This is a genomic window from Neorhizobium petrolearium (genome assembly GCF_017873175.1).
In the GTDB taxonomy this organism is placed as follows: domain Bacteria; phylum Pseudomonadota; class Alphaproteobacteria; order Rhizobiales; family Rhizobiaceae; genus Neorhizobium; species Neorhizobium petrolearium.
In genome coordinates this window covers 269,940-284,281 of sequence record NZ_JAGGJW010000005.1, presented here as the reverse complement: position 1 = coordinate 284,281, position 14,342 = coordinate 269,940, and the positions used below count along the sequence as shown (strand labels likewise).

Sequence of the window (14,342 nt, the reverse complement as noted above, 5' to 3'; positions counted from 1 at the left end):
ACCGGCCGATTGCTACCGCGGAGATTTTGCTTTGATGCGGGCGATGAGTTCTTCGTCGTCGATAAAGCTGTCGAGGAAGTCGTTCCATTCCTGAGTTGAGCGGCGAGCATAGGAGAACATTTGTTCCAACTCCTCCATGCCGTCGTCTGTCAGGGCGGTGATGGATTCGTCCTCACCGTTATAGACGCTGATGATACTGCCGTAGGTCAGGTTGTCATCGTTGCTGACGATCGCCTGGAGAAGCTCCGGATCCTCGCCAAGAATTTCGGCAACGTATTTGATGGTGCGGACATAAGTGACTGTTGCCATCAGGCCGCCTCGGCGCAGATGACGGCAACAGGTGACCAATTCCAGGGGAGCAGTTCGTCGAGGCGATTGATCTTGTGATCGTGGATACGATCGAGCACATCGGCCAGATAGGCCTGCGGATCGAGGCCATTCATCTTGGCCGTTTCGATGATCGTCATGGCACGCGCCAGTGTCTCCGCACCGGTGTCTGCGCCGGCAAAGAGCCAATTTTTCCTTCCAATTCCAACCGGGCGCAGGGCTCGCTCAGCAGCATTGTTGTCGATCGCGACACGGCCGTCCTCCAGGAACAGGCAGAATGATGGCCACCGACTCAGGCCATAGCGGAAAGCTTGCGCCAGATCGCCCTTGCCCGGAATGCGGGTCAACTGCGCCTCGGTCCAGACGCGCAAGGCTTCGACTTTTGCCTTGCTGTGCTTTTGACGCGCGGCGAGGCGGATATCGGCAGGCTGACCCACAATCTCACGTTCAATGTCGTAAAGCGCGCCGATACGGTCGAGAGCCTCGCGTGCGATCTCGGATTTATTCGAGGTCCAGATATCGTGGAAGTCGCGTCGCCAGTGTGCCCAGCAGGCCGCCTCACGGAAGCGGGATGTCCCATCCCCTCCAGGATCATACAGCTTGCCATAGCCTTTGTAGCCATCAGCCTGAAGGATGTCGCTTGTCTGTTCGAGGTGACGGTGTACGTGCTCTTCCTTCCAGTCGGGGGCGAAGTAATAGACCGCACCCGGTGGAGCCACACCCGCCCAGGGACGTTGATCGCGGACATAGGCCCAGACCTGCCTTTCTTCACGCCTTTGCCCAGCCCCTTATCCCGCAGCGAACGATCGAGCACCCGGATCGGGGTGTCGTCGGCATGAAGAAGGTCACTGCCCATGACCGCCGCCTCGATCCGCTCGATCAAAGGCTGAAGCACCCGCATGGCGCGACCGCACCAATCGACCAGCGTGCTGTCGGGAATGTCGGCGCCCATGCGGGCGAAGATCTCGTTCAGGCGGTAGAGGGGCAGATGGTCGTCGAACTTCGAGACCAGGATATAAGCCAGAAGCCCGGCACCTGCCATGCTGCCCGGTATCGGGCGGCTTGGCGCCGGCAACTGCACCATCTTCTCGCAGCAACGGCAGGACTTCTTTAACCGGGCGACCTCGATGACCTTCATCTGCGCCGCGATCATGTCGAGGATTTCGCTGGCGTCTTCACCCACCAGGCGCAGTTCTCCTCCGCAATCGGGGCAGACTCTGCCGGGATCGATTTCCCTGCGCTCGCGCACGGCCTTTTCTGATACGCGTGGACGCCTGCGGATCACCTTCTCCCTGGAAGGATCTGTGGACGCCTCCGGGACGATCTCATCGTCCTCGTCTATTGGTTTGGTGCTGTTCTCCGACGCTGCGATCAACAAATCCTCCAGCGCCAGTTCCAATTGCTGGATTTCGCGCTCGATCTTCTCGGAGGATTTGCCGAAGGCCTGTTTCCTTAGCCTGGCGATGCGCAGCCGCAGGTCCTGGATCAATTGGTCGTGCGCCCGCAACGTCGCCGACATCTTCGCATTTTCCGCCTGCAAGGCAGCGATCATCGCCTTCAGGAAGGCGGGATCATCGGGAAGATTTTGGGTCGCGTTCGACATGAGCATGACTATCAAAAATCAGGACGAATTGCCATAAAAACAATAAGATTCAGAGAGATAAGAATCAGCCGACACGTGCCGGTGGTGCGCCCCAGTTTGGACGCCGCCAATCGATCCCTTCCCATAACATCGCCATCTGCGCCGACGTCAGCCGGGCTGTCCCGTCGGCCGCCGAAGGCCAGGGGAAACGTCCCTTTTGCAGAATTTTGTAATACAGGCAGAAGCCCTGCCCATCAAAATAAAGGAGCTTCAAACGATCACCACGTCTGCCTCGAAAGGCGAAGACCGCGCCCCCGGTCGGCTTCTGGCGCAATACGTCCTGCGCCAGCGCAGCCAGGCCCTCTATTCCTTTGCGCATGTCCGTAACCCCGCAAGCCAGGTACACGCGTACGCCAGTTCCTGGTCCGATCATGCCGCTTCCACCGCCCGGATAAGCCGCGTCAGGACGCTGGCGTTCACGCCGCTGTCGAAGCAAAGGCTGCGACCGCGGGGCAATCGCAACTCGATCATCCCAGATCGGTCTTGTTGATCGCCATATTGCTCGGTCTGCACGGCACTCATATCGACGGGAATAAACACCGCATTGGCGGATGACGACAACAATCCCTTCTTCTTCAGCTCGCTGCGCCAGGTGTAAATCTGCTGCCGCGTCACGTGGTGCCGATGAGCCACCTCCGTCACCGTAGCTCCCGAAACCCCAACCGACATGACGATCTCGCGCTTTTCTTCGTCGCGCCATCGCCGCCGCCGTTCCTGCCCAAGAATTTCCACGCGCATCGTAACACTCGCCTAAGACACGTCCCTAACGACGTCGTTAAACACGTGTCTTAGGCCATCAAGCCCCAATCCGGCAGGCGGTCACAATCGGGCGGTTACGATTTTTACGGCCTGGAGATCCCAGGTGAGGTGCGAGCCCGCAGCCTGCTGCCGCTGCTCGAAAAGGATGTCCGCCAGCGCGATGTTGCGGCATTCGGCGTGTTTTCCGGGCCGATCGGCGTGACGGATGGCGAATGGGTGCTCTATCATTATCCGCCGGATATTCTGGCGGGCGGACTGGTGGAATACACGCTGGCGCCCGCGCATATGACCGTGCCGTTCGATGCGGAAGAACTGCGCACGGCCAGGTTGGCGCCGCCGTTTGATTTTACCAAGGGCATACCGCTGCTCGCCATTGATGCCTTGAAGGGCGTGCCTCGTCCGCCCCGGAATGACGGCAAGGGTTTCGAGGATCTCGGCACGCGTCTCTACAACGTCATCAACGATCCGAAGCAGGAAATAACTGTCGAGGATGCCGGACATCAGGTACGGCTCACGCGTCTACTGCTCAGTGAACTCGCGGCACACGATGCGCCGCCGGAAGTCTATCGGTGGTATGGGCTTACGCAATAGCCTTCAAGGCCCCGCTTGCGAGGCCTTTTTCTTGTCGGATCGATGGGCCACTGCAAAGGGAGTCGCCTTCTCGAGGAATTTCCGCATCACCTTGATCGGCGGAAATTCCTTAGAGGAGCGATGATAGGTGATGCCGGTCGGAATGCTCCAATGGAAACCTTCCATATGGATTTCGCGCAATTGCAGGGTCGAATAGCTCTGGGCGAGCGGCACCGGCATGCAGGCGATGAAATTGTGCTCGACCAGCATCTTGAGCGCAATCTGCAGGGAATGAGATTCGAGCGCAAGCGGCGGTGCTGGCAGTTCATGGCTTGCAAAAAATCGATCGATCTTGCCGTTCGCCAGTCCACCGCTGAACAGGCTCAGCCAGGGATAGTCGAGAAGCTTCTCGGGCGTGATCTCGCCCCCGTCGAACAGCGGATGCTGGCTGGATGCGAACAGTGAATTCTCCTGATCGTAGAGGATATCCGTGATGAAATCGCGGCCTAGTCCGTCGATCTCGGTGGGAATGCCGCCAGCATAACATCTCAGATCACCGCGCTGCAGCAGCGGCAGAAGATCCGCGCCGACACCGGTCGACACTGCGACCCGCAGGTTCGGGAAATTGGTACGCAGGTCGGCCAGCATGTTGGGAAAATAGACTGCCGAATAAACCGGTCCGCCACCGATGCGCATCTCGCCGCCGAGGCCGCGCGTTTGCACCTTGAGTTCGACCAGCGATGCATTCCATGACGCCTCGATCTCCCGTGCCCGGTGTCGGAAGAGCTCGCCCGCCTCGGTTAGCCGCACGCCACCCGGTAGCCTCACGAACAGCGAGCAGCCGAGATCCTGCTCGAGCAGGCGGATCGATTTGGTCAACGCCGGCTGGCTGACATTGATCGCCCTTGCTGCCGCGTGAAAGCTTCCCTGTTCCGCAACACTCAGAAAATGATGCAGCCGCCAGATATGATGCATCGCCACAAGCGATATCCCCAGGTTATCGACATCGATGTGAGAGGTATTAGCGCAAGCCGAAGACTGCCGCTAGTTTCCGCTCATGGAGGATCGTTGATGCGTGCAGTTTTTGTGCTGTTCGACTCGTTGAACAGGCTTGCTCTGGGTTGTTATGGGGGAACAGCTGTTCCGACGCCGAATTTCGATCGGTTTGCAGCGCGGTCTCTGACCTTCGATAATCATTATGTCGGCAGCCTGCCCTGCATGCCGGCGCGGCGCGACCTTCATACAGGGCGTCTCAACTTCATGCACCGATCTTGGGGGCCTCTCGAACCCTTCGACAATTCCATGCCGGAGCTTCTGAAGAAGAACGGCGTTTACACACATCTCCTGACGGACCACTTCCATTATTTCGAAGACGGCGGAGCGACGTATCATTCCCGTTATTCGACCTGGGATTTCGTGCGCGGCCAGGAGTACGACACCTGGAAGGCGTTGGTTCAGCCGCCGCTCGATCGCTTCCGCAAAGAGTATTCCAACCAGCATTATAACGGTCCGAACCAGGCGAACCGCCTGCAGCATCAGATCAATCGAGAGTTCATCAAGGAAGAGAAGGATTTCCCGGCCGTCCAGTGCTTTGACCGGGCGTTCGAATTCCTGGACAACAACCGCGGCGCCGACAACTGGATGCTGCATTTGGAGTGCTTCGATCCGCACGAGCCCTTCTACACGCCGAAGCGGTTTCGCGAGAAGCTCAAGACGAATTATGACGGCCCGATTATAGATTGGCCGAAATACGCGCCGGTTTCAGAAAGCGAGGACGAGGTCGCCGAAATACGCGCAAATTATGCTGCCCTGGTCGCTATGTGCGACGAATATTTCGGCAAGCTGCTCGACTATTTCGATACCCACAATCTCTGGGAAGACACATGCCTCATCCTGACGACCGACCATGGTTATCTCCTGTCAGAGCATAATTGGTGGGCGAAGAACGTCATGCCCTATTATGAGGAGATTTCGCACATACCGCTTATCGTTCACCACCCGAAGCTCGACGCCCGCAAAGGGACGCGCACCAATGTCGTGACGCAGACACCTGACCTGATGCCGACGATCCTCAAGCTCTTCGACCAGGAGATTCCAGCCGAGGTGCAGGGCGCTTCGGTTCTAGACCTGGTGGAAAGCGAGGAGCAGGAAAGGTCGGTGATCTTCGGCATGTTCGGCGGCGCGATCGGCGTGACCGACGGCAGGCATACCTGCTTTCTTTATCCGCCTGATCTCGATGACGAAAATCTCAGGGAATATACCCTGATGCCGACGCATCTGCACAGCTTCTTCGCGCTGAACGAGCTGAAGACGGCAGAGCTTCACGAGCCGATGGATTTCACCAAGGGCCTGCCGGTGCTGAGCATTCGGGCGCTGAACGATGCCCGACGCCCGCCCGGCGGCGACCGCACCCATTTCAAGAGCTTCAAGACGGCGCTCTACGACAATGTTGCAGACCCGTACCAGCAGAACCCGCTCGATGCACCGGACCTGGAGGAGCGCTTCAAGGACGCCATATCGGCCATCCTCCGACAGCATTCCGCAACACCGGAATTCTTCGACTGGATGGGTCTGGAACAGTCGTAAGCGAGATTTCAATTCAGGGAGGAGAACCGAAATGTCTGAGAAAAAAATTGGCAGATACACGAGAAGGACGCTGGGCAGGCTTCTTGCCGGCCTTTCCCTCGCAGCATACCTTACGTCACCGGCGTTTGCGCAGGATGCGGGCACGATCAGAGTCCTGATCAGCCAGTCGCCCTGGCTGAACTCGTTCGTATCGCTTGTCGATCAATACCAGAAGGATACCGGCACAAAATTCCAGCTCGACGTGACGCCCTTTGGCGGCATGGTCGACAAGATGCGCAACTCGGTTCGCGCCCAGCAGGGTTCGTACGATATTATCAATATCAATGCCCAAGGGCTTGCGGAAATGTATGCCGGCGGTTTCCTGAGGCCGCTCAAGGAGATCGATTCCAGCTTCTCCCTGCCGGAGGGTGTGCTGGATTTCGGTGGTTCAGCCCACTGGAACGCCTCCAAGAACAGCTTCGATCCCAAGGGGGAGCTCCTCGGTGTTCCGACCAATGGCAACGTCCTGGTGCTTTATTACCGGAGCGACCTCTATAAGCAGGCCGGGCTGAAGGTGCCGCAGACCTGGGATGATCTGCTGGCCAATGCCAAGAAGCTGCACAATCCGCCAAAGACTTACGGCTTTGTGTCGCGCGGTACGCGTGAATCGATCCTGTTCGATTTCTCGCCCGTCCTCTTCAGCCATGGTGGCAGCTTCTTTGCAGATCCGGAAACCGGAGATTTTTCGGTGACGCTCAACAGCCCACAGGGCCTGCAGGCGCTGGAGACGTTCATCAAGCTCAACAAGGAAGTTGGCGCGGGCAATGCCGGCGCGCTTGAACAGGCCGAACTGATCCAGCTCCTTTCCACCGGCAAGGCAGCCCAGGGCACCGCGGTCATCGCAGCCGTCGCCGACCTTCAGGACCCTAACAAGTCGATCGTCACCGACACGATCGAAACCGCGCTTCTGCCGGCCGGCCCGGGCGGCAAGCACGCGTCGGTCGCCGGCCACTGGATGGCGGGCATTCCGAAGAACGTGCCGGAGGCCAACCAGAAGGCGGCGCTGAAATTCCTCAAGTGGTTCCTGCAAAAGGATACGCAGGTTGCCTATACGCAGGCTGGCGGCATCCCGATCCGCAAGGACCTCAGCGATACCGCACTTGCCGGCGATCCAGCGTACCGTTTCATCAAGGCGTTTTCGGAAAATGCCGATGTCGCCAAAATGAATACGCCGCTTAAGGAAGGCGTGCGTATGAAGGAGGTCATTTCGCTTTATCTCAACCGGGCGCTGATCGGTGAGATTTCCGCCAAGGATGCTCTGAACGGCGCCGCGACCGAGATGAATCAGATTTTGACTGCGGCCGGCTACAAGCTCACTCCTCCCAAGATGCTGTGAGCCGCACGGTGTCCGGGACACCATGCCCGGACACCCCTTTCTGGAGTTATCTTTCACAATGGCGATACGTCCCATAGACGCGACGAAAATCGAACGCGCTAATTTCTGGTGGAGGGTGGGCTCCCTTGCACCCGCCATCATCGTCCTCGCTCTTCTGTCGATCTGGCCGGTCTTCAATTTGGCTTATCTGAGCCTTTCCGACGTCAAGTGGGTGTCCGGCTCGGCCGTCGTCGATTTCGTCGGGTTGCGAAATTTTCACGAGCTTTTCACCGGCGAGGAGGTCTACTGGGCCGGTGTCAGGAACACGATCATCTTTGCGATTTGCGCCGTGACGTTGCAGATGATTTTTGGGTTCACCATGGCGCTTGCGGTGCGTCGCGCTTCAAAGATCGGTAGGAGTGTGCTGACGGCGGTCGTCCTCTTGCCCATCGTCATTCCTCCGATCGTCATCGGGGCCATGTGGCGCCTTCTGCTTGGCCGTGATTTCGGTATCGTCAATTCCTTGCTGAGCTACCTGAGCCTGCCGCAGGTGGACTGGCTCGGCGATCCGCGGTTCGCGCTGATGTCCGTTGTCGTTGTTGACGTCTGGCACTGGACGCCGTTCGTGTTCCTCCTGACGCTCGCCGGCCTGGAATCGCTCGATCAGGAAGTGTTCGAGGCTGCCAAGCTGGACGTCAAGAACCGCTGGCAAGAATTGCGCTACGTGACCATCCCGCTGATGATGCCGACCATCCTGATCACGCTGGCATTCCGCATGATCCTGTCCTTCAAGGTCTTCGACGAGGTCTTCCTGCTGACGGGCGGTGGCCCCGGTACGGCAACCGAAGTCATCAATTTCTCGATCAACCGCGTGTTCTTCGCGCAGGATCGGGTCGGAATGGGATCGGCAATGTCTCTCCTGACGATCTTCGGCGTTGCCGCACTGATCGTCGTTGCAAATACCGTGGTCCGCCGCCGCCGCAAACAGAAGGATGCCGCAGCATGAATGCCAAGAGAAGTCTCAGCGGCATCGGCGGAAACGTGATGGCTTGGGGTTATGCCCTGATCATTCTGGGCCCGATGCTGTGGATCCTGTCTAATTCGTTCAAACGGCAGATCGACATCCTGATGGGCACAACGGTTGCGCCAATCACGCTCGTCAATTACCAGCTCATCATCAATTCACGGCAATCGCACTTCCTCTGGAATCTCTGGAATAGTGCCGTTGTCGCGGTGATCGCGACACTGCTGGTACTGGCCATCGCAACAGTTGCGGCCTTCACCGTGGCGCGCCTCCAGCCGCCGCGCTGGGTGACCTTCATCCTGCTCGGCTGGGCGCTGGTCTTCCACATGCTGCCGACGCTGACATTCGTCGGGTCCTGGTACGTGATGTTCACGCAGGTCGGCCTGCACGGTACCTATACGGCGCTTATTCTGGCGCAGGTGGTGCAGGGGCTGCCGATGGCGCTATTTTTGATGATCGGCTTCGTCATGAACATCCCGAAGGAGCTCGTTCAGGCGGCGCGGCTTGACGGCTGCACCTATGCGCAGGTCTTCCGTCACCTGATCTTCCCTCTGTCGCTCGGCGGCATGGCAGCGGCCGGTGCGCTCGCCTTCATCTCGGCCTGGAGCGATTTCGCGATTGCCCTCAATCTCTCCAACAAAGATACGATGACCGCACCCGTGGCGATCGCTACCTTCGCCCAGGAACACCAGATCCTCTATGGGCAGATGGCCGCCTCCTCCATGCTCTCCATGATCCCGGCGCTCGCCTTCATCATGTTCGGGCAGCGTTTCGTCGTGCGCGGTCTTCTCGCCGGCGCCGTTAAATAGGAAAACCAATGGCACACTTGCAGCTTCAGAAAGTCGGTAAATCCTACGGCGCGGTCGAGGTCATTCCCGGCATCGATTTTGAGATCAATTCCGGCGAGTTTCTGGTTCTGGTCGGGCCTTCCGGCAGCGGAAAATCGACGCTGCTCAAGATGATTGCGGGGCTGGAGGAAACGACGTCCGGCAAGATCATGGTTGATGGCGAGGACATTACCCATCTCGACCCGTCGGCCCGCGACCTTGCCATGGTGTTCCAGTCCTATGCGCTCTATCCACATATGACGGTCAGGGACAACATGTCCTTCGCGCTCCGGATGCGTGGCGAGGATCCGGCCGAAATCGACCGGCGGGTCAAGGAAGCTGTCGTCATGCTCGATCTCGGCGGCCTTGAAAACCGCAAGCCGGGACAGCTCTCCGGCGGCCAGCGCCAGCGCGTCGCAATGGGGCGCTGCGTCGTGCGCAATCCGAAACTCTTCCTGTTCGACGAACCGCTTTCCAACCTCGATGCAAAGCTGCGTGCCCAGACCCGCATCGAGATCCGCCGCCTGCACGAAAGGCTCAACGCAACCTCGATCTTCGTCACCCACGACCAGGTGGAAGCGATGACGATGGCGGACCGCATCGCGCTCCTGAAGGACGGCAAGCTGCAGCAGATCGGCTCGCCGCAGGACCTCTATCTGAGGCCGAAAAATACCTTCGTGGCGACCTTTATCGGCACGCCGGAAATGAATCTCGTGGCGAGCCAGGTCGAGATGATCGACGGTGGACTCTGGCTCGGTGGCGCCAGCGGAATTTCGCTGCCGGTGTCGCCGGAGCGGCAGGCGAAGCTTGCTGGCGGGATGGCCTCCCGCAGGCAGGTCAAGGTCGGTATCCGACCGGAGCATTTCGAGATCGTTGCGGCCGGCACCGAGGGCGCGCTCGAGGTCAAGGTCAATGTCACGGAATGGTTGGGCCACGAGATATTCATCTTCGGCCAGTCGGCGCTCGGGCCGATCGGCGTGCGCCTGCCGGAAGGAATGGCGGCGGCGGCGAACGATGTCCTGAACATCCGCCCGGTCGCGGATCGCTGGCACGTTTTCGATATCGCGAGCGGCGACAGCCTTCTGGCCGAATGACAAACCAATCGGTCAGGTGCGAGGTGCTGAAATGGTGATGCTGTTCGGCCAGACGTTCACGAAGCGCGAACTCGGACGAGTTTTTCCCGATCTCATGCAAGTGGCGGGCTTCAAGAGGATGACGGTCGAGGATGGGGCGGGCCGCGGCATGCGGCTCCTCCAGATCGACAGCGGTGGCGGATTGCGGATCGATCTCCTGCCGGACCGGTGCTGCGATATCGGCCAGGTCTGGTGCGACAATATCCCGTTCGGTTGGATCAGCCCGATGGGGACGTCCCTCCCGTCCCTGATCGGCGAGAACAACGCTCTTTCCGGTCTGATGATGACCTGCGGCTTTGACCATATCCGACAGCCCGACACCGATCAGGGGCGGAGTTTCCCTTTACATGGCAACATGATGAACCTGCCGTCGAAGATCACCACCACGGATACGGTCTGGGATGGCGACGAATGCCTGTTCCGGGTCAAGGCCGAGGTGACCCAGTTCAACCTGAACCACGGCACGATCCGGCTGCAGCGGCATATCTATGTGCCGCTCGGAGGCCGCTCGCTGGTGGTTTCCGACCGCGTCACCGTGCTGTCCGGCAATCTACCGATCATGGCGATGTATCACATCAACCTTGGTTTTCCGGCGATGACCCCGGCAAGCGTGCTGCATCTCAATGGCGAAGATATCTCAGTGGATTGCCTGGGCGAGAATAAGATCAAGACCCACCCCTCCGGCGCGTCGGTATCGGAGGTCGAGCTAGCGGCTGGTGCCGGCAGCGGTTCGCGCTTCCGCCTGAAATATGACGGGCGGAAACTGCCTTCCCTGCAGACGCTTCGCAACTCGCACGATGGTGTAAATGTGTTCTGCATTGAGCCTGCGACGCATGATCGCCTACCGCGAAAGGAATTGCGCGAGGCAGGCGCTCTGGTGCCGACGGAGCGCGGCGGCACGCACATGTTCCATCTCGAGATGCTTTTCGACAGCGGCAGATAATGTCCGGCAGGGGCTCGCCGATATGGGGCGCTTGGAAGAAACAATGAGCGGATGCTGTTCGGCGGTGAGTCGGAATATGGGAAACGAAGCATTGGGCGCTGCTGCGAGGATCACGTCGCGCGGCAGGGCCGGTGCGGTTGTCGCGGTGAAGGGCGGCGAAAGCTTTGTTGGAACCTGTGAGCCGATCCTGACCGTCGATGGCGAAGGGCCGGAACGCAAGGTCACAGTCACCGATTTTTTCCTCGAAGCCGAAACCGTCACCGTCTCTCGCTTCGCCGAATTTGTGGCAACCACCGGTTATGTCACCGAGGCGGAAAAGTTCGGCTGCGCCGCGGTGTTTGTCGGCCTGCTCGAGGATAAGAAGCTCATCGCCGAAAATGTCGCCCGCACGCCCTGGTGGGCTCGTGTGGATGGCGCGGCCTGGAACATGCCGGAAGGACCGGGCAGCTCGATCGAAGACCGCATGGACCACCCGGTGACGCAGGTGTCTTGGAACGATGCGCTCGCCTTTGCCGCCTGGGTCGGCGGTCGCTTGCCGACGGAGGCGGAATGGGAGCATGCGGCGCGTGGCGGCAATCGCCGGCGGAAATATCCCTGGGGTAACGAGGAGCCGACGGACGACGAAGTGTTCTGCAACATCTGGCAGGGACGGTTTCCGCAGGTGAATACTCTGGCGGACGGTTATTTCGGCACGGCACCCTCGCGCAGTTTCTCGCCGACAGGGGACGGTTTCTATAATCTGTCCGGCAATGCCTGGGAGTGGACGAGCGATCCGTTCCGGGTTCGCTCGCTATCGCGTCAGGCGAAGCTGCGCAACGAACAGTCGAAGAAGAGCGCCGACAAGGTGCTGAAGGGCGGCTCTTTCCTCTGCCACAAGAGTTATTGCTACCGCTACCGGATCGCCGCCCGTATGGGGCTTTCGCCGGACAGCGCGTCGAGCAATACCGGCTTCCGCATCGCCTACGATGCGCGGCCGTGCGAGGGCGACGCGATCTGACATGCTAGTTAGCCGGGAGGAAAAAGCCGCCATGCGTCCGAATATCCTGATGCTTTTTCCCGACCAGTGGCGCGGCGACTGGCTGGGCGCGATCAGCAACTTGCCGTTGCGCACGCCGAACATCGATGCGCTGATCGCAAGAGGCGTTTCCTTCGGCCGGGCTTGGACGCCCAGTCCCCTCTGTGCACCGGCGCGCTCCTGCTTTGCAACTGGCAAGGGCTACGGCCGGGCACCCGTCGCCAACAATCTGATGGACAACCCGCCCGACACCCCCACGTTTTATGCCCGCCTGCGTCACGGCGGATATCAGGTGGCCAATGCAGGCAAATCCGATTTGCTCAAGGGCGCCCATAGCTGGGGCATCGACGGCCGGCACGTGGTGAATGGCGTCGATCAGCTTGCTCAACTCGGCTTCAGCCACGGCTTCGACAGCGCCGGCAAGAAGGCGGCCGAAAAAGCCTATGCCGAAGCTTGTCCCGAACCCTATACCGAAATGCTGAAACACCGCGGCCTGATTGACCGCTTCATGGCCGATTATGCGCATCGTTCGGTCGGCAAGGAAAAACCGCCGATGGCGGACTGGATCGAAGGCCGCATCCAGAGGCCGCCCGATGCTTATGCCAACGTGGCGCCGGTCGACCTGTCGGACGATGCCTATAACGACAATTTCGTCGGAGCGGCGGCGGACCGCATCATCCGTGACTTCGATCCGGCAAAACCCTGGTTCCTGATCGTCAATTTCCCCGGCCCGCACGAGCCGATGGACGTAACTGCAGACATGGCCACCCGCTGGAAGGACGTTAAGTTTCCGCTCCCGCATCTGAGAGACAATGCCGATGCCGCGCTGCAGCAGGACATCCGTCGGCGTTATGCCGCGATGCTCGAGAATGTTGACCGCTGGCTCGGCGTCTATATCGAGACGTTGCGGGAGATCAGGCAACTCGACGAAACGCTGATCGTCTTCGCCAGCGACCACGGCGAGATGCTTGGCGACAGAAATCTTTGGAAGAAACAGGTGCCGTACGAGGCCTCGGTGCGGGTGCCTCTGGTGCTCGCGGGACCCGGCGTAAAGCCGCAGGGACATGTGCCGGGTCTGCTTGCAAACCTTCTCGATCTCCCCGTCACATTCCTTTCCCATGCGGAACTTGCTGTCCCGGGCGACTATGAGGGTTGTGACCTGACCCGCATTCTGAAAGGCGAGAGACCGCCCGAAGGTCGGCTGTTGACCTCCGGCCTCGGCGGCTGGCGGGCAATCACCGATGGGCGCTACAAGCTGCTTGTCGGCTTCACGACCGAAATATTCCAGGAGAACCTGCAATTCGGCAGCTTGACGCCGGAGACGTTCGAGACCGGCTTGCTGTTCGACCTCGAAAAAGATCCGCTCGAAACCGAGAATCTTTGGGAAAGTGCCGCCGAAGTCCGCGATCGATTGCTTGCACAGTTACAGATCGAGGTCGACCGCTAGACATATGGGGGGCGGAAGCCCTCACCAAGGCAGAATCTGGCCATTGTAGTTGTAGAATGTGCCAGTCTGATGCGGCCCTGCCTCGGCAATGACTTCCCGCATGCGGTTGACGCTTGCCGATGCGGCAAGCCCCGCATTGGCGGCGAACGGTACGTTTCCGGGATGGATGCCAAGCACGCAGATCTGCCGCGGCGCCAGATCGATCGCGAAGCTTTTCATCACCATGTTGAGGCCGGCCTTGCTGGACCGGTAAGCGTAGGAAATACCGGTATTGTTGAGGCTGATCGAGCCCATGCGGCTGGAGATGAAGGCGATCACCTTTTGCTCGCTTCGCGCCACGTTTTCGATGAATGCCTTCGAGACGACGAAAGGAGCGATGAGATTGACTTCCAGCATCCGGCGCCAAAGGTGGAGGTCGGTGTCCGCCAGCGAAAGGTGCGGGCCGGGAACTCCGGCGTTGTTGATGAGGATATCGATCTCCCGGTCCTGAAGATCGGCGGCAAGCTGCAGCACGGCGTCTTCATCGGTTACATCAAGCCCGACGACATCGACATTGGAGCCCAGGCGATGTCTTGCCGAGAAATCAGCGGGGGAGAGGCAGGTCGCGATGACATGGTCGCCTTTTGCCGCATATTGTAGCGCAAATTCTTCGCCAAGGCCGCGGTCGCAGCCGGTAATCAGTATGGTCGCCATGAGTCGCTCGCAATATTGAATC

The 14,342-nt window shown here is 59.5% G+C and carries 14 protein-coding genes and 1 pseudogene; 9 read left to right on the top strand and 6 right to left on the bottom strand.

Annotation, left to right across the window (positions count from 1 at the left end):
* Positions 1–12: 12 nt before the first annotated feature.
* The 4 genes and pseudogenes from J2046_RS11830 to tnpA form a co-directional block, all read right to left on the bottom strand.
* A complete protein-coding gene (locus J2046_RS11830) occupies positions 13–309 on the bottom strand; it encodes a hypothetical protein (protein WP_210051934.1) in 297 nt (98 codons plus the stop codon).
* Positions 309–1,930, bottom strand: a pseudogene (tnpC, locus tag J2046_RS11825) (IS66 family transposase). Before tnpC ends, J2046_RS11830 begins: the two are co-directional and overlap by 1 nt.
* Before the next feature lie 64 nt (positions 1,931–1,994).
* Complete coding sequence (gene tnpB, locus J2046_RS11820; protein ID WP_014332410.1) at positions 1,995–2,342, bottom strand: IS66 family insertion sequence element accessory protein TnpB; 348 nt, start codon at positions 2,340–2,342, stop codon at positions 1,995–1,997.
* Complete coding sequence (tnpA, locus tag J2046_RS11815) at positions 2,339–2,707, bottom strand: IS66-like element accessory protein TnpA (RefSeq protein WP_233469709.1); 369 nt, start codon at positions 2,705–2,707, stop codon at positions 2,339–2,341. The genes tnpB and tnpA overlap by 4 nt, the downstream gene beginning before the upstream one ends.
* Positions 2,708–2,836: 129 nt before the next feature.
* Between tnpA and J2046_RS11810 the strand changes: the two genes are divergently transcribed.
* Positions 2,837–3,319, top strand: a complete 483-nt coding sequence (locus J2046_RS11810) for a hypothetical protein (RefSeq protein ID WP_210051932.1) — start codon at positions 2,837–2,839, stop codon at positions 3,317–3,319.
* Between the two features lie 3 nt (positions 3,320–3,322).
* Here the strand turns inward: J2046_RS11810 and J2046_RS11805 are convergent, their stop codons facing one another.
* The gene (locus tag J2046_RS11805; RefSeq protein ID WP_210052179.1) at positions 3,323–4,273 is read right to left on the bottom strand and encodes a LysR family transcriptional regulator; all 951 of its coding nucleotides are present in this window, start codon (positions 4,271–4,273) and stop codon (positions 3,323–3,325) included.
* 96 nt (positions 4,274–4,369) lie between these two features.
* Between J2046_RS11805 and J2046_RS11800 the strand changes: the two genes are divergently transcribed.
* From J2046_RS11800 to J2046_RS11765, 8 genes are all read left to right on the top strand, one after another.
* Positions 4,370–5,884, top strand: coding sequence for a sulfatase (locus J2046_RS11800; RefSeq protein ID WP_210051930.1), 1,515 nt, complete (start codon positions 4,370–4,372; stop codon positions 5,882–5,884).
* A 31-nt stretch (positions 5,885–5,915) separates the two neighbouring features.
* Entirely contained in the window at positions 5,916–7,259 is a 1,344-nt protein-coding gene (locus J2046_RS11795; RefSeq protein WP_210051928.1) for an ABC transporter substrate-binding protein, read from the top strand.
* A gap of 58 nt (positions 7,260–7,317) precedes the next feature.
* Positions 7,318–8,244 (top strand): carbohydrate ABC transporter permease, encoded by a 927-nt coding sequence (locus tag J2046_RS11790; protein ID WP_210051926.1) that lies wholly within the window; start codon positions 7,318–7,320, stop codon positions 8,242–8,244.
* The gene (locus J2046_RS11785) at positions 8,241–9,071 is read left to right on the top strand and encodes a carbohydrate ABC transporter permease (RefSeq protein WP_210051924.1); all 831 of its coding nucleotides are present in this window, start codon (positions 8,241–8,243) and stop codon (positions 9,069–9,071) included. Before J2046_RS11790 ends, J2046_RS11785 begins: the two co-directional genes overlap by 4 nt.
* A gap of 8 nt (positions 9,072–9,079) precedes the next feature.
* The gene (locus J2046_RS11780; RefSeq protein ID WP_210051922.1) at positions 9,080–10,183 is read left to right on the top strand and encodes an ABC transporter ATP-binding protein; all 1,104 of its coding nucleotides are present in this window, start codon (positions 9,080–9,082) and stop codon (positions 10,181–10,183) included.
* A gap of 31 nt (positions 10,184–10,214) precedes the next feature.
* Positions 10,215–11,165, top strand: a complete 951-nt coding sequence (locus tag J2046_RS11775; RefSeq protein ID WP_233469708.1) for a DUF4432 family protein — start codon at positions 10,215–10,217, stop codon at positions 11,163–11,165.
* 76 nt (positions 11,166–11,241) lie between these two features.
* Positions 11,242–12,162, top strand: coding sequence for a formylglycine-generating enzyme family protein (locus J2046_RS11770; protein WP_233469707.1), 921 nt, complete (start codon positions 11,242–11,244; stop codon positions 12,160–12,162).
* A gap of 31 nt (positions 12,163–12,193) precedes the next feature.
* Positions 12,194–13,627, top strand: coding sequence for a sulfatase family protein (locus J2046_RS11765; RefSeq protein ID WP_210051918.1), 1,434 nt, complete (start codon positions 12,194–12,196; stop codon positions 13,625–13,627).
* A 21-nt stretch (positions 13,628–13,648) separates the two neighbouring features.
* On the opposite strand, the gene J2046_RS11760 is transcribed toward J2046_RS11765, so the two are convergent.
* Positions 13,649–14,320: an SDR family oxidoreductase gene (locus J2046_RS11760; RefSeq protein WP_210051916.1), complete on the bottom strand. Its 672-nt coding sequence runs from the start codon at positions 14,318–14,320 to the stop codon at positions 13,649–13,651.
* Between the last annotated feature and the right edge of the window lie 22 nt (positions 14,321–14,342).